Origin of the sequence: Microbacterium sp. HD4P20, assembly GCF_019449275.2 — a bacterium.
Lineage (GTDB): Bacteria > Actinomycetota > Actinomycetes > Actinomycetales > Microbacteriaceae > Microbacterium.
The window spans coordinates 1-15,178 of record NZ_JAHZQZ020000001.1 but is presented as its reverse complement, the minus strand read 5'-3'; the positions used below and the strand labels follow the sequence as shown (position 1 = coordinate 15,178).

Annotated in this window: 14 protein-coding genes; 10 read left to right on the top strand and 4 right to left on the bottom strand. The window is 68.8% G+C overall.

The annotated features are described in order from the left end of the window. Positions 1-69: 69 nt before the first annotated feature. Positions 70-750 carry a nucleoside triphosphate pyrophosphatase gene (locus K0817_RS00070; RefSeq protein WP_219978303.1) on the bottom strand — a complete coding sequence of 227 codons (681 nt, stop codon included), beginning with the start codon at positions 748-750 and terminating at the stop codon, positions 70-72. A 323-nt stretch (positions 751-1,073) separates the two neighbouring features. Here K0817_RS00070 and K0817_RS00065 point away from each other — a divergent pair, with 323 nt between their 5' ends. The 4 genes from K0817_RS00065 to K0817_RS00050 are packed head-to-tail and all read left to right on the top strand — an operon-like array spanning position 1,074 to position 5,441. Beyond that, a complete protein-coding gene (locus K0817_RS00065; RefSeq protein ID WP_253735075.1) occupies positions 1,074-2,432 on the top strand; it encodes a TRAM domain-containing protein in 1,359 nt (452 codons plus the stop codon). 9 nt (positions 2,433-2,441) lie between these two features. Further along, on the top strand, positions 2,442-3,119 hold the full coding sequence (locus K0817_RS00060; protein WP_219978301.1) for a response regulator transcription factor: 678 nt from the start codon (positions 2,442-2,444) through the stop codon (positions 3,117-3,119). After that, on the top strand, positions 3,109-4,359 hold the full coding sequence (locus K0817_RS00055) for a sensor histidine kinase (protein WP_219978300.1): 1,251 nt from the start codon (positions 3,109-3,111) through the stop codon (positions 4,357-4,359). The genes K0817_RS00060 and K0817_RS00055 overlap by 11 nt, the downstream gene beginning before the upstream one ends. Further along, positions 4,356-5,441, top strand: coding sequence for a hypothetical protein (locus K0817_RS00050; protein ID WP_219978299.1), 1,086 nt, complete (start codon positions 4,356-4,358; stop codon positions 5,439-5,441). Before K0817_RS00055 ends, K0817_RS00050 begins: the two co-directional genes overlap by 4 nt. A gap of 290 nt (positions 5,442-5,731) precedes the next feature. Here K0817_RS00050 and K0817_RS00045 read toward each other — a convergent pair whose 3' ends face one another. Next, the gene (locus tag K0817_RS00045) at positions 5,732-5,962 is read right to left on the bottom strand and encodes an acyl-CoA carboxylase subunit epsilon (RefSeq protein WP_219978298.1); all 231 of its coding nucleotides are present in this window, start codon (positions 5,960-5,962) and stop codon (positions 5,732-5,734) included. A 43-nt stretch (positions 5,963-6,005) separates the two neighbouring features. Then, a complete protein-coding gene (locus tag K0817_RS00040) occupies positions 6,006-7,604 on the bottom strand; it encodes an acyl-CoA carboxylase subunit beta (protein ID WP_219978297.1) in 1,599 nt (532 codons plus the stop codon). A gap of 101 nt (positions 7,605-7,705) precedes the next feature. Here K0817_RS00040 and K0817_RS00035 point away from each other — a divergent pair, with 101 nt between their 5' ends. Further along, positions 7,706-8,503 carry a biotin--[acetyl-CoA-carboxylase] ligase gene (locus tag K0817_RS00035; protein WP_219978296.1) on the top strand — a complete coding sequence of 266 codons (798 nt, stop codon included), beginning with the start codon at positions 7,706-7,708 and terminating at the stop codon, positions 8,501-8,503. Positions 8,504-8,597: 94 nt separating this feature from the next. Here K0817_RS00035 and K0817_RS00030 read toward each other — a convergent pair whose 3' ends face one another. After that, the gene (locus tag K0817_RS00030) at positions 8,598-9,164 is read right to left on the bottom strand and encodes a PH domain-containing protein (protein ID WP_253735074.1); all 567 of its coding nucleotides are present in this window, start codon (positions 9,162-9,164) and stop codon (positions 8,598-8,600) included. 129 nt (positions 9,165-9,293) lie between these two features. On the opposite strand from K0817_RS00030, the gene K0817_RS00025 reads away from it, so the two are divergent. The 5 genes from K0817_RS00025 to K0817_RS00005 all read left to right on the top strand — a co-directional run. Then, entirely contained in the window at positions 9,294-10,430 is a 1,137-nt protein-coding gene (locus K0817_RS00025) for a 5-(carboxyamino)imidazole ribonucleotide synthase (protein WP_219978294.1), read from the top strand. Positions 10,431-10,526: 96 nt separating this feature from the next. Continuing rightward, entirely contained in the window at positions 10,527-10,994 is a 468-nt protein-coding gene (gene purE, locus K0817_RS00020; protein WP_219978424.1) for a 5-(carboxyamino)imidazole ribonucleotide mutase, read from the top strand. After that, positions 10,991-12,463 (top strand): LCP family protein, encoded by a 1,473-nt coding sequence (locus K0817_RS00015; RefSeq protein ID WP_219978293.1) that lies wholly within the window; start codon positions 10,991-10,993, stop codon positions 12,461-12,463. Before purE ends, K0817_RS00015 begins: the two co-directional genes overlap by 4 nt. A gap of 1 nt (position 12,464) precedes the next feature. Further along, positions 12,465-13,592, top strand: a complete 1,128-nt coding sequence (locus K0817_RS00010) for a glycosyltransferase (RefSeq protein WP_219978292.1) — start codon at positions 12,465-12,467, stop codon at positions 13,590-13,592. A 44-nt stretch (positions 13,593-13,636) separates the two neighbouring features. Further along, positions 13,637-15,178, top strand: a 1,542-nt coding sequence (locus tag K0817_RS00005) for an S-layer homology domain-containing protein (RefSeq protein ID WP_219978291.1), incomplete at its 3' end; no start/stop codon positions are given.

Genomic DNA, 15,178 nt, shown 5'->3' with positions numbered 1-15,178 from the left:
CAGCCTACCGACGGGTTTGATCGGACTTTTGACCGGTTCGTACAAGAACCGAGCAGAAACGTGGGATTCCTACGACAAGTTCCGCGTGTCGTCGAGTGACGGATCGGTCGTGTTCCACAGCGCCGTCCATTCCACGCCAAGGTCGCGCACGAGGCGTCGGAGGGTCGACACCGACATCCCCACGACCGTGGACGGATCGCCGTCGACCCGGTCGATGAACGCGCCTCCCAGGCTGTCGACGGTGAACGCGCCGGCCACGTGCAGGGGCTCCCCGGACGCGACGTACGCCTCGATCTCGGCATCCGTCACGTCATCGACGAACGAGACGGATGCCGCGGCCGTCGCATGCACCTCGCGCGGGGGCACGCCCGGCTCGAGGCGCACGACGGCGTGTCCCGAGTGCAGCACGCCGGTGCGCCCGCGCATGGCTCGCCACCGGGCGATCGCGTTGTCGGGTGTGTACGGCTTGCCGAGCACCTCGCCGTCGAGCTCGAACATCGAGTCGCCGCCGATCACGATGCCGTTGAAATCGGGGATGTCGTCGGCCAGCCGCGCTGCGACCTCGGAGGCTTTTCGCCGTGCGAGCAGCAGCACGTGCTCGTCGGGGGCAAGCCGTCGTCCCTCCGCGGCCTCGACCGCGGCGATCACGCCCTCCTCGTCGACGTCGGGGGCCACGGTGAAGGGTCGGATGCCGAACTGCCGCAACAGCATCAGCCGGGCGGGCGAGGTCGAGGCGAGGCACACGCGCATGCCCCCAGTATCCCTCCCACCTCGTCCCTCCTCCTCGCGACCATGTCCCTTTCTCCGCGACCATGTCGGTTTCCTCGCCACCATGTGGGTTTGCTCGCGACCATGTCCTTTTCCTCGCGACCATGTGGGTTCTTCCGCGACCATGTGGGTTCTTCCGCGACCATGTGGGTTCTCCCGCGACCATGTGGGGGACATGCTCGGTGCGAAACCGACATGCTCGGCGTGAAACCGACATGCTCGGCGTGAAACCGACATGCTCGGCGCGGAAGGGGGACGAGAGGGAACGGGTCGGGGGAGAGAGAGGGGTGTGCGAGAGTCGGAGGGTGAGTGAACCAGGCGAGACCATCGATCTTGACATCACCGGCGTCGCACACGGCGGGGTGTTCGTCGCCCGACACGAAGGTCGCGTCGTGTTCGTCGCCGACGCGATCCCGGGCGAGCGCGTGCGCGCGCGTCTGACCGACACCGGTAAGAAGTCGTTCTGGCGCGCAGAGACTCTCGAGGTGCTCGATGCCTCGCCGCATCGGCAACCGCACGTGTGGCGCCAGGCCGATGTGGATGTCGCGCCAGAGAAGCGTCCGGGTGGCGCCGATTTCGGCCACATCGCGCTCGCGCACCAGCGGGAGCTCAAACTGCGGGTGCTGCTCGAGGCGCTCGAGCGGTTCGGCGGTATCGCCGCGCCCACCGCGGCCATGGCTGCCGCCGGCCCTGTCCTCTCGGACACGCTCGAGGTCGTCGACCAAGAGACTCCGGACGGGACGCGCTGGCGCACCCGCGTCAGTCTGCACGTCGACGACGAGGGTCGCGTCGGTCCCTATGCGGCCCGCAGCCACCGCGTGATCGAGGTCGACGGTCACCCCCTCGCCACCGTCGAGGTCGAGCAGGCTGCCCTCGCGCTGCGTGGTCACCAGCCGGGACGTATCGATCTCGTCCAGCCCGCCGACGGCCGCGTGCGCATCATCGCCCGGCCGGAGCGACGAGCGGATGCCGCGCGCCACCGTCGTCGCGGCGCACCGGCGAAGTCCGGCCCTGCCCGCACCGCGCCCAAGGCCGAGGTGGTCGTCGAACGCGTCGGCGGCCGGGAGTTCCGCGTGGACGCCGGCGGTTTCTGGCAGGTTCATCGCCTCGCCGCTCATACGCTGACCGCGCTCGTGGCCTCGCGGCTGCGCGGTGATCGGCTCGACGAATCGGCGATCGACCCCGACGCGTGGCATCTCGACCTGTATGGCGGCGTCGGGCTGTTCGCCGCGACGCTGGGCGACCTCGGCGGCCCTTCGACGCGGGTGACGACCGTCGAGTCCGATCCGCGTGCCACCGAGCACGCCGGCGAGAACCTCGCCGAGTGGGTCGGCGCACGCGCCGAGACCGGGCGCGTGGACCGGTGGCTCGCGCGGCTGGATGCCGAAGCATCCGTCAGCGAACGCGAGCGTCTGTCACGGGGAGTCGTCCTGCTCGACCCGCCCCGCTCCGGGGCGGGACGCGAGGTCGTCGAGCGTATCGGCGCCCTTGCGCCGGCGACCGTCGTGTACGTCGCGTGCGACCCGGTCGCGCTCGCGCGCGACCTCTCGACGTTCCGCGACGCCGGCTACGAGGCGGCGTCGGTCGACGCGCTGGATCTCTTCCCGAACTCGCACCACGTGGAGGCCGTCGCCGTCCTCACGCGGCAGGACGCACGTGGCTAGGCTGGCGGCATGACGCGCGTGGCTCTGATCGACGACCATGAGTCCGTGCGGCTCGGTCTCGAGGCGGCGTGCGCGCGTGCGGCGACGAAGGAAGTCGTCTTCTCGGGCAGCACCGTCACGGAGTACCTGAAGTGGCGCGCGTCGTCGTCGTCAGCTCCGGCCGACGTCGTCGTGCTCGACCTCACACTCGGCGACGGCACCACGGTCACCGAGAACGTTCGACGCCTCGTACTCGACGGGTCGAGTGTGATCATCCACAGCGTCGCCGATCGTCCCGCCGCAGTGCGCGAAGCGCTCGCCGCGGGCGCCGCGGGCGTCGTGAGCAAATCGTCGCCCATCGACGACGTGATCGCGGCGATCATGACCGTGGCCAGAGGCGAGCCGCTCAACAACGTGGAGTGGGCCAGTGCGGTCGAGGGCGACCGCGAATTCGCCGACGCACAGCTCTCGGCCCGCGAGCGCGAGGTGTTGCGCCTGTACGCTGCAGGCCTGCCGCTGAAGGTGGTGGCCGACCGACTCGGCGTCGCCTACTCCACGGCCAAGGAGAACATCACCCGCGTGCGCGTCAAGTACGTCGAGGTCGGTCGCCCCGCACCGACCAAGGTCGACCTGCTGCGACGGGCCATGGAAGACGGACTGCTCGCCGAAACCGCCGGGGACTCGGGGGATTTCGCGCGTGGCCGCTGACGGCCAGACCGGTGTGCTCGACACCGCATGGGGCCAGATCCCGCACTCGCGTGAGGCGTCGACAGGGATCGGATCCTTCACACGGTCCCGCGTGGAGCGGATCATCTCCCTCGTCGCCGGCGCCTTCGGCTCGCTCGTGCTCGGAATCCAGGCGTTCCTGACGGCCCTCGGGCCCTCGGACGAGCTTCCCGGCTGGCACGAGGCGCTCATGGCTGCCGTCTTCGGCTCGCTCGCGGTCATGGTGCTGGCATGCGTCATCGGCCGTGGCGTGCGGGTCGCGGCCGGCGCCTTCGCGCTGATCTACGTCCTCGCTCTGGCCGCATGGCCCATCGCCACCGCCGGCATCGAGCCGAGATCGGTCGACGAGCCGTGGATCTGGTACCTCGTCAACATCGCTGCGCTCGCGGCCGTTCTGGCCTTTCCGCTCCCTCTGCAGATCTGCTGGACCATTCTCGCGCCGGTGCTTTTCGGGCTCGTCCGGCTCATGCAGGGCGGATTCGCCAGTGAGTACTGGATCGCCGTCGGCCTCGACGTCTCGTTCGCCCTGATCCTCGGCGGCGTGATCCTCACCCTCGGCTGGCTCTTCCGCTCGATCGCGGCCAACGTCGACGGCACGCGAGCGCGGGCCGTCTCGTCGTATGCGCGCGCGGCAGCAGCGGATGCCGCGGAGCAGGAGCGGGTTGCGGTCGCCGCGCTCATGCACGACAGCGTGCTGGCTGCGTTGATCGCCGCCGAGCGCGCCACGACGCCGCGTGAACGCTCCCTCGCGGCGACGATGGCACGCGAAGCGCTCACCCGTCTGGCCAACACCGAGCACGATGCGCACGAGGGGCCGGACGAGCCCAGCGACGCCGACACTCTCGCGACCGACATCGAAGCCGCGGCCAGGGAATTGGGCGTCGACGTCGATGTGCAGCGCGAGATCTCGCCCGACAGCTCCCAGATTCCCGGAAGAGTGGCGCGCGCCCTCGTGCTGGCGGCGACGCAGGCCATCGCCAATGCCCTCCAGCATGCCGGCGGGGCCGGGCTGGGCGTGGCGCTGCGAAGCTCCGCCGATCGAGTCCGGATCGAGGTGCACGACGCCGGCGAGGGGTTCGACCTCGACGCCGTCCCCGATGACCGGCTCGGGATCCGCGCGTCCATCGTCGCGCGGGTGGCAGCCGTGGGTGGCCAGGCCGACCTCGAGACCGGCCCGCAAGGTACCGTCGTGCGACTGACCTGGTGGGAGACCGCGGCATGATCAGCGTCAAGAACGTGCTGGTGGTCCTCGCCATCGCCTTCACGGCCTACCTCGCGGCCCGCGGACTGTGGTGGACGGGTCCGGTCCCGCAACCCCTGGTCGTCGTGGCCGCGCTCGCCTTGTACCTCGTGACGACGTGGCTCTGCATCTTCTGGGAGCCGGTCGCCGTCGATGACGGCGTGCAGACCGAGGGAAGCGGCATCCGGGGTCCTCGTCCGCTTCCCGCGGTCGCACAGATCCTCGCGCTCGTGGCAGCGGCGATCGTGCCCAGCGCGATTGCGATCGCCGTCGGTCCGGACTCACGGACGGAGTCGTTCGCCACGTGGTACCTCGGCGGGATCGGCGCCCTGATGACCATCGTCATGGTCCGTCGCCGGCCGTGGACGGCATGGGTGGGCATCGCGATGCTGACGGCGGCCTCGATGGCGTGGATGGGGCCGCTGCCCGCGCTGTCTCTCGGACTCGTCGGCTCGGTCGTATGGGTCACGTGCGCGCAGCTGCTCGTGCGTTCCATCGATCGCGCCGCGCGTGACACGGCACGACTGACGATGCTGCAGCGGGCGGCATCCGCTTGGCAGACGTCGCAGGTCGTCCGTCAGCGCGAACGCCGCGTCCAAGTGCAGAAGGCCCTGGTCGTGGCCGGGCCCGTCCTGACTCGCACCGTCGCCCAGGGTGGCGAGCTCACCGACGCGGACCGCCTCGAGGCGAGGATCGCCGAAGGTCGTCTGCGCGACGAGATGCGGGGGCCGCGCCTGCTCGACGACGACGTGCGTGCCGAACTCGAGCGCGCACGCCGGCGCGGCGCCAACGTGACGGTGCTCGACGAGGGCGGACTCGACGACGTCGACGAAGAGACGCTTTCGATCATCCGACTACAGCTCGCCGACACGCTGCGCTCGGCCAGCTCTGACCGCCTGTACATCCGCACGTCGCCCGACGCGCGGATCGCCGTGACGGTCGTCGGACGCTCGACCTCTGTCGGGGCGCCCAGTGACGAGGACGCCGTCGACCTGTGGCAAGAGATCCCACACCCCGATGCGGCCCGGCCCGCCGACGCAGGCCGCCCGGCTGACAAGGGCTGAACGGGCGCGGGCGAGGATCCGATCCCACACAGGCGCATCCCCTATCCAGCAGGGGGAGGGAGAGCCGGACAGGGGACGGGGTCGAAGGAGGCGAGGGGCGGCGAAGCCGCCCGCCCCTCGCCTAGCGAACGGTTACCCGAAAACCGTCCGCGTGGCCGGATCCGGGTAGTCCGCAGAGCGGAGATCGGATCGGCCGAACGCAGAAGCGTTCCAGCGATACAAGTATCACCGGAACGCAAGACCCCCGTCTGTAGGTATTTCGGGGGACAAATCCGGCGGGCCCGCCTTGCCTATCCGCCGAAGCGTCCCCAGCCGAGGTCGCGACGCAGCGGCTGGCGCAGCGAGCGCTGCGAGAGCTCCCACGCACTGCGCGAGCGACGGTCATCGGCGACGGCCTCGGCCGCCTCGCCCGTGTACGCCTCGGTGACCACGGCGATCAGCGCCGCCAGCTCGTCCTCCGTCGGCGAGCCGCTGTGCACGTCGATGGTCACCGGCTCGATGTCGTCGTCGGCGATCGTCATCGTGCCACCTCGCCCACGGCCGCCTCGCACACGCGGAGCGCGCTCACAGCGGGATGTTCCCGTGCTTCTTGGGCGGCAGGCTCGCGCGCTTGCCACGCAGCGCGCGCAGCGCCTTGGCGATCGACACGCGCGTCTGCGCCGGCTCGATGATGCCGTCCAGCTCGCCGCGCTCGGCGGCGAGGAACGGGGATGCCACGTTGTAGGTGTACTCGTTCGCCAGGCGCGTGCGCACCGCCGCGACATCCTCGCCGGCCTCTTCGGCGCGCTTGATCTCACCGCGATACAGGATGTTCACCGCGCCCTGCCCGCCCATCACGGCGATCTCGGCGGTCGGCCACGCGAGGTTGATGTCGGCTCCGAGCTGCTTGGATCCCATCACGATGTACGCCCCGCCGTACGCCTTGCGCAGGATGACCGTCACCAACGGCACAGTCGCCTCCGCGTACGCGTAGAGCAGTTTCGCACCCCGGCGGATCACGCCCGTCCACTCCTGATCGGTGCCGGGAAGGTAGCCCGGCACGTCCACCAGCGTGACGATCGGAATCGAGAAGGCGTCGCAGAACCGTACGAAGCGGCTCGCCTTCTCGCCCGCCTCGATGTTCAGCGTCCCCGCCATCTGCGACGGCTGGTTGGCGATGATGCCGACGCTGCGACCCTCGATGCGGCCGAAACCGATCACGATGTTCGGTGCGAACAGCGGCTGCACCTCGAGGAAGTCCTCGGCGTCGACGATCCCGCGGATCACTTCGTGGATGTCGTAGGGCTGGTTGGGGGAGTCCGGAATGATCGCGTTCAGTGCGCGGTCCGCATCCGTCGTCTCGAACTCGAACTCCGCCTCGTATACCGGCAGTTCGGCCATGTTGTTATCGGGAAGGAAACCGAGCATCGTGCGGACGTAGTCGATCGCGTCGTCTTCGTCCTCGGCGAGGTAGTGCGCGACGCCCGAGCGGGTGTTGTGCGTGTAGGCGCCGCCGAGCTCTTCCATGCCGACGTCCTCGCCGGTGACGGTCTTGATCACGTCGGGACCGGTGACGAACATCTGGCTGGTCTTGTCGACCATCACGACGAAGTCGGTGAGCGCGGGGGAGTACACGGCGCCGCCCGCGGCCGGACCCATGATGATGGAGATCTGCGGGATCACACCGGACGCCTGCGTGTTGAGACGGAAGATCTCACCGTACTTGCCGAGGGCCACGACGCCCTCCTGGATGCGTGCGCCGCCGGAATCCAGGATTCCCACGATCGGGATGCCGGAGCGCAGCGCGAACTCCATCACCTTGATGATCTTCTCGCCGGCGACTTCGCCGAGCGATCCACCGAAGGTCGAGAAGTCCTGCGAATACACCGCGACGGTGCGACCGTGGATCGTGCCGACACCGGTGACGACCGAGTCGCCGTACGGGCGGGAGCGATCCATGCCGAACGCGGTGGTGCGATGCCGCACGTACTCGTCGAGCTCGACGAAGCTGCCCGGGTCGACCAGCTGATCGATGCGCTCGCGGGCGGTGCCCTTGCCCTTCGCGTGCTGCTTCTGCTTCGCGACCGTCTCGGCGTCGAGGACGGCCTCCTGATAGCGGGCGCGGAGGTCGGCGATCTTGCCGGCGGTCGTGAAGAGATCGGGCTGGTCGGTCACGGGTTCCACCCTATCGGCGGGCCCACGGCATCCCTTGGAGGGTTTGCACAAGGGGTCGCGGCATCCGCTGTGCCTATCCCGGCGCGGACGACGTCGATAACGTGGCGTACATGCCGATCCACGAAGCCGGATACCCCTTGACCGCCGCGATCAGCCCTCGCGTGCAGGTCGTCGAGACGACCGAATCCACGAACGCCGACGTCGTGCACCACGTTGTCCAAGAACCCGACGAGTGGCCGCACCTGTCGCTCCTGCTCACGACCGACCAGCGCGCCGGTCGGGGTCGCCTCGACCGCACGTGGGTCACGCCGCCGGGTACGGCGCTGGCCGTGTCGACCGTCGTGCGTGTATCGGGTATTCCGTACGCCTCGCGTGGCTGGATCCCGCTCATCGCGGGTGCGGCCATGACGCGGGCCGTCCGTGCGCAGCTTCCCGACGCCTCGCACACCGCCGCTCTGAAATGGCCCAACGACGTCCTCCTGGATCGCGGCAAGGTGTGCGGGATCCTGGCGGAGGTCGTGCCGGGGCATCCGGATGCCGTCGTCATCGGCACGGGCGTGAACACGCGGATGCCGTTCAGCGATCTTCCCGTCGAGACGGCCACGTCGTTCGAGGCGGTGGGCATCGAGTGCGACGAGGACCGCCTGCTCGCCGACTACCTCGAGGCTCTCGACGAGCAGCTCGGCGCCCTCATCGGCGCGCGCGGCAACGCTGCGGCAGCCGGAGTTCTCGCCGGGATCCAGTCGCTCTGCAGCACGATCGGCAGTGACGTCGCGGTGTCCCTCCCTGATGGCGAGACGCTGCGCGGGCGCGCGAGCCGCATCGACGAGGAGGGCCGGCTGATCGTTCTGCAGCAGGACGAGTTCGAGAGCGCCGTATCGGCCGGCGACGTCGTTCACGTGCGCTGACCGCGCTACTTTTCGGTCGATGAGCGAGAGCGCTTCTCTCCGGTCGTTGAGCGAGCGAAGCGAGACAACACGCGCCCAGCCTCCCGCGCACCCGCTAAGCGTTCGGGTCGTGCTCACTCGCGCCCGGGGGCAGCGGCCGCGCATCGCGGTGCGCGAGGATCTGATTCACTTCGACCTGGTCGACGAGCGCCTCGTGCACAAGACCGATATGCGGGATGTTCTTCAGCCGCATCGGCTGGTCGACGCCGTTGGTGAGCGTGAGTGTGCCGGTACCCCACATCCGCTGCAGGATGCCGCGATGCTCCCGCACCGTGTAGCCCCGCACGTGATGCAGCTCGCGGCGCCGCGATCCGAAGATGCCCGAGCGCTCGAGCACCCGCCGCGTCGTGATCGTGTACACGTGCGACCACCACGCCAGGAATGGCAGCAGCACGAGCAGCAGCACGATGCCCGCGGCGGCGGTGAGCAGCATCCAGTTCTCGAGCGGTGCCGGGAGGTTGTCGTAGAAGTAGCCGCACACGCCCGCGACGGCGATCAGCACCAGAGCCGACCACGTCAGCCGGCGAGCGTGCGAGCGGAAGCGCGCGACGCGCAACTCGGGCGTCGGCGCGCCCGGTGCGGGCGCCAGGGGACGACCCGCGATGCTCGACGGCTGAGTCACTCTCATATTCTGACCCCTCCCACCCCCAAGGCGCGGTTTCGACGCCCGGGTCGACCAGGACTGCTCGCCTCGGCGTGATGCGCGGCGGTGGGGGATGATGGAGAAGTTGACCATCGAGAGGGGAGCGGCATGGCGCTGCGAGTAGGAGTCGTCGGCGGAGGGCAGCTGGCCCGCATGATGATCGCGCCGGCTGTCGAACTCGGGATCGAGTTGCGCGTACTCGCGGAGGAGGACGGGATGTCGGCATCCCTCGCTGCCACCGCTGTGGGCGACTACCGCGACGCCGAGACCGTGCTCGCCTTCGCACGCGATGTCGACGTGGTCACGTTCGATCACGAGCACGTGCCGCAGGCCGTGCTCACCGCCCTGGTCGACGCAGGCGTCGCGGTGCACCCAGGACCTCACGCGCTGCGGTTCGCGCAGGACAAGCTCGTGATGCGAGCCCGCCTGCAGGAACTCGGGATGCCGCAGCCGGACTGGGCCGCCGTCACCGATGCCGAGCAGTTGCAGGCATTCCTCGACGAGCACGGCGGCCGCGCCGTCGTCAAGACGCCGCGCGGCGGCTACGACGGCAAGGGCGTGCGCGTCGTCTCGGCCGGAACCGAGGCCGACGACTGGTTCGCGACGCTGGCCGAGGACGCGCACGGCGGGGCCCTTCTGGTCGAGGAGCTCGTGGACTTCAGCCGGGAGCTCGCGCAGCAGGTCGCGCGGCGTCCCTCCGGAGCAGTGAGAGCGTATCCGGTCGTCGAGACCGTGCAGCGGGAAGGGGTGTGCGCCGAGGTCATCGCCCCCGCGCCGCATTCCGGTGGCCGTTTGCAAGAGGTCGCCGCGCGGATCGGGATCACGATCGCCGAGGGGCTGGACGTGACCGGGATGCTGGCGGTCGAGCTGTTCGAGACCACCGACGAGCGCCTGCTCGTCAACGAACTGGCGATGCGGCCACACAACAGCGGGCACTGGAGTCAGGACGGCGCGGTGACCAGTCAGTTCGAGCAGCACCTGCGCGCCGTCCTGGACTTGCCGCTCGGCGACCCGTCGCCCCTGTCGGAGTGGGCCGTCATGGTGAACATCCTCGGTGGGCCGGCCGAGGGCTCACTTGACGAGCGGTTCGATGCCGCGATGACCGATCATCCGGCCGCCAAGATCCACACGTATGGCAAGGCGCCGCGACCCGGTCGCAAGGTGGGGCACGTGAACGTCGTGGGAGACGACCTGGACGACGTCGCGTACGAGGCCCGCGCCGCGGCATCCTTCTTCGTCGACTGAGCCGCGCCGTTGCGGGGTTCTTCCAGGCATGCGCCCTAGCCTTGACGGGTGACTGGGCACCTGCATTCTGCTGACGCGCCGCTGGTCGGCGTTGTGATGGGCTCCGACTCGGACTGGCGGGTCATGAGCGACGCCTCGCAGGCGCTGACCGACTTCGGCATTCCGCACGAGGTTGAGGTCGTCTCGGCCCATCGCACCCCCGACAAGCTCATGCGCTACGGCCGCGAGGCGCGAGGCCGGGGGCTGCAGGCGATCATCGCGGGTGCCGGTGGCGCAGCGCACCTGCCCGGCATGCTGGCATCCGTCACCGCTCTTCCCGTGATCGGGGTGCCGGTGCAGCTGGCCACCCTCGACGGGCTGGACTCGTTGCTGAGCATCGTGCAGATGCCCGCCGGCATCCCCGTCGCCACGGTCTCGATCAATGGCGCGAAGAACGCCGGACTGCTCGCCGCACGGATCCTCGGCGCCTCAGATCCGGCGGTCGCCGACCGCGTCGAGGAGTACGCGCGCACGCTCGAGGGGCAGGTCGAAGAGAAGAACCGGCGGCTCAAGGAGTCGCTGTGAGCGTCATGAGTCCGCCGCGAACCTCCGCCGGGCGAAGGGCTGCCGTCGTCGAGGAACGCCCGATGCGGCATCCGGATGCCTCGTCCCGAGCCGTCATGACCAAGCGCGGGTGGTGGCTCGTGCTGCTGAACTTCTTGATGCCCGGGTCGGCGCAGGCCCTCGCCGGCAACCGGCGGTTGGGTCGGATCGGACTCGGATCGACGCTGCTGCTGTGGACGCTGGTCATCATCGCCGGGCTGTTTGCACTGCTCGCGCCGACCGCGGGACTGAGTATCGTGACCGGGGCATGGATCCCCGACTTCCTCGCGCTGCTGCGGCCTTTGCCGTTACTCATCGCGCAGGGGCTCTTGATCGCGTACGCCGTGCTGTGGATCGTCCTCACCGTCGACACGCTGCGCCTGGTGCGTCTCGTCAAGACCGCGCCGGCGGCGCGCTTCGGCATCGCGGGGCTCGCCGTCGCGCTGCTGGTGGTCGCGAGCGGGAGCGCCGCCTACGCAGCCAACGTGGCCGGCACGACACGCGACACGCTCGGCGCGATCTTCCAGGCGACCGGTCCTGTCGTGGAACCGTCGGACGGGTACTACAACATCCTGCTGCTCGGTGCCGACAGCGGCGAAGGCCGGGATTCGATGAGGTTCGACAGCATCTCGGTCGTGTCGGTCAACGCCGAGACGGGCGCGACCACGATCACCGGCATCCCGCGTGACATGCCGCACTTCCCGTTCGCGCCTGGTCCCATGCAGGACCGCTACCCGAACGGCCATGAGGGGCATGCCGACCCCAGCTGCGGGTGGGGGAGCGGCATCAATCAGCTGCGCACCGAGGTAGAGGTGTGTCAGGACGGCAACGCGCTGTATCCGGATGCGACCGCCAGCGGCTCCGCGCCGGCCATCGAAGCGACCAAGGACGCGGCCGAAGGGATCCTCGGCATCGAGATCCCGTACTACGTCTTCATCGACATGCACGGCTTCGCGTCGCTGATCGACGCGCTGGGAGGGGTCGAGATCGACGTCGCCGAGCGCCTGCCCAAGGGCGGCGGTCCGGCGTACGCCGGTCAGCCAGTGGACGAGTGGGCCATCGGGTGGATCGAGGCGGGTCCGCAGCACATGGACGGTGACACCGCCCAGTGGTACGCCCGGTCGCGCTACACGACGGACGACTTCGACCGCATGGAGCGCCAGCGCATCCTGCAGCAGGCGATGCTCGCCCAGTTCACGCCGCAGACGGTGCTGACGAGGTTCCAAGAGATCGCGGCTGCCGGGTCCGACATCGTGCAGACCGACCTGCCGCAGTCGCTCGTACCGTTCCTCGCCGACCTTGCGCTGAAGGCGCGGGAAGAGCCGGTTACGACGCTCGAACTGACGCCCAAGGGCGGGATCGACGAGTTCAACCCCGACTACGCGTACATCCAGGAATTGGTGCACGACGCCCTGCACCCGCCCACGCCGACCCCCGAGCCGGAGGGCTGACGTGGTCGCGACCCTGCGTGTCGTGCTCGATCAGGTCGTGGCGCCCACGGATCGGCCACTGGCCGAGGCATCGCGCGAGCTTGCCCGCGCGCTGGTGGCCGGCGCCCCGTCGGGGTGCGAGGTCGAGGCCATCGCGCCCTCCGGAGGCGAAGACGTCGCTCAGCTGGTGCCTGGGCTCGCCGGTGTACGGCGCGCGGCGCTCGCGCGGCGTGAGCTGTCGGGCGCCCTCCAGTTCGGGCTGGCGACCGGACTCGGCGCCGGCCTGATCCACTCGCCGTCGCTGTTCGCCCCACTCGTCAAGCACGACCGCGTGCACAACAACGATCAGACGGTCGTGACCGTATGGGATCTGCGGCCTTGGGAGGCGCCAGCCGAGCTGCCGAGGGCCGTCGTCGCCTGGCAGAAGGCGATGCTGCGGCGGGCCGTCAAGTACGCAGACGCCGTCGTGGTCCCCACGCATTCGCTCGCGTCGCGGCTGGTCGAGATCGCGCCGCAGCTCCGCGACCGGACACGGGTGATCGCCGGGGCGTCGCCGCTCGGGTTCTCGGTTCCGTCGGACGAGATCGGGCGCCGTCGGGCGCTGGATCTGCCCGAGGGCTTCATTCTGCTTTCGGGAGGGCCGCGGAGTTCGGAGGGATTGGATGCCGGACTTGCTGCGGTTGCGGCATCCGGTGTGGATCTTCCCGTCGTCGTGATCGACGTCGAAGAGGGGCACGAGCCCGCCGTCGTCGAGCTCGCGTCGGCGGCGGGGCTGCCGGAGCGGCGCATGCACGTGCGCGGATCGTTGGATGCTGCGGACCGCGGAGCGGTTTTCGGTGGCGCGGTGGCGTTCGTGGCGCCGTCGCGGCGCGCGGCGTTCCCGTGGCGCGTTGTGGACGCTCTCACCTTGGGTGTGCCCGTTGTGGCCGCTTCCTCGGCGATACACGACGAGGTCGTGGTCGACGGGGGAGTGCTGGTGTCGGGCGCGGATGCCGCGGAGGTGGCGGCAGCGATGGGCGAAGCGCTCGCCAGGGGATTGGGGTCTACCTCTGCCGCTGAGCGGCTCGGGGTGCTGGCGGGCGACCGTGGGCGATCGTTCTCGTGGAGTGGAGCCGCGGACAAGGTCTGGATGCTGCACGCGGAGCTCTAGGAGTTCTCCGAGATTCGCTCAAAAGTGGCGTGTCGCGATTGCGCATGCGGGACTGGCTTGTCATCATTCGCCACTTCCGTCACACTGTTCACATGGCGGGGGCTCGGCGAATCGGCACAGGTGCGCGAAGAACATCGATCGTTGCTGCCGTCGTTGCAGCATTGGCACTTGTCGTCGGCGCGATCGCGCCGGCTGCAGCGATCGCATCCAGTCGGATCGCCGCAAGCTCGGCCGCCACTGGCGCTCGAGTCGTACCGGCGGCAGACCTCACGAAGTTCCAGCCTGGCAACATCATCAGCGACGCAGTGTTCTTCCACAAGAACTCGATGAATGAGGGTCAGATCCAGGCATTCCTGGAAGCGAAGGTGCCATCCTGCCGATCTGGCTACACCTGTCTGAGGGACTCATACGACACGTCACGCGTTACCAACTCAGACGCGATGTGCGACGCGTACGCCGGAGGGTCACGCGAGCGCGCGTCGACGATCATCTTCAAAGTCGCGCAAGCATGTGGGATCAACCCTCAAGTTCTGCTCGTGATGCTGGAGAAAGAGCAGAGCTTGATCACCCATACATGGCCCAGCGACTGGCGATTCGAGCGCGCCATGGGCCAGGGATGTCCAGATACTGCTGACTGCAATGCGCGGTATCACGGCTTCTTTAACCAGGTCCTTGGTGCGGCGTGGCAGATGAAGCGGTATGCCAATCCGCCCGGCACGAGTCAGTACTTCACCTGGTACGCGCCGGGGAGGACATGGAACGTTCTTTGGCACCCGCCGTTTCTGGTCGACGGCCGGTGGGTTGACCAATGTGGGTCGGCGCCCGTCTACATTCAGAATCAGGCGACGGCGAATCTCTACTACTACACCCCCTACCAGCCGAACAAGGCCGCCATCGCCGCGGGCTACGGTAGTTCAAGCGACCGATGCGCGTCGTATGGCAATCGCAACTTCTTCCACTTCTTTGTCGACTGGTTCGGTTCGACGCAGCATGTGGCGACAGATACCCCATTTGTGGATGTGTCGTCGGTGTCGTCGTCGCCGGTGTTCAACGTGTTCGCGAGGGACATCGTCTGGTTGTCGTCGTCGGGGATCTCGACTGGTTGGGCGCTTCCTGATGGGGCGAAGGAATTTCGTCCGGGCGCGGCGGTGACGCGTGATGTGATGGCGGCGTTCTTGTATCGGCTCGCAGGACAGCCGCAGTACACGCCGCCGGCTGTGTCGCCGTTCGCTGATGTGCCCGCGACCTACACGTTCTACAAAGAGATCGCATGGCTGGCCTCCACGGGGATCAGTGGTGGCTGGGAGGTGGGTGACTCGCTGGAGTATCGTCCGGGCGCGTCGGTCACCCGTGACGTCATGGCCGCGTTCCTCTATCGGATGGCCGGTGAGCCGTCTTTCGTCGCGCCGACAGTCTCGCCGTTCACGGACGTCGCGGTGGACAACGTCTTCTACGAGGAAATCGCATGGATGGCCTCTACGGGGATCAGCGCTGGCTGGACCGTCGACGGTGTGGTGGAGTATCGGCCAGGGGGCGTGGTCACACGTGACGTGATGTCGGCATTCCTGCACCGACTCCACGCCTAC

Bases quoted from the DNA above. Each gene is read 5' to 3' on its own strand.
- K0817_RS00070 (WP_219978303.1), bottom strand. From the start codon at position 750: ATGCGCGTGTGCCTCGCCTCGACCTCGCCCGCCCGGCTGATGCTGTTG.
- K0817_RS00060 (WP_219978301.1), top strand. From the start codon at position 2,442: ATGACGCGCGTGGCTCTGATCGACGACCATGAGTCCGTGCGGCTCGGT.
- K0817_RS00050 (WP_219978299.1), top strand. From the start codon at position 4,356: ATGATCAGCGTCAAGAACGTGCTGGTGGTCCTCGCCATCGCCTTCACG.
- K0817_RS00045 (WP_219978298.1), bottom strand. From the start codon at position 5,962: ATGACGATCGCCGACGACGACATCGAGCCGGTGACCATCGACGTGCAC.
- K0817_RS00035 (WP_219978296.1), top strand. From the start codon at position 7,706: ATGCCGATCCACGAAGCCGGATACCCCTTGACCGCCGCGATCAGCCCT.
- K0817_RS00025 (WP_219978294.1), top strand. From the start codon at position 9,294: ATGGCGCTGCGAGTAGGAGTCGTCGGCGGAGGGCAGCTGGCCCGCATG.
- purE (WP_219978424.1), top strand. From the start codon at position 10,527: ATGGGCTCCGACTCGGACTGGCGGGTCATGAGCGACGCCTCGCAGGCG.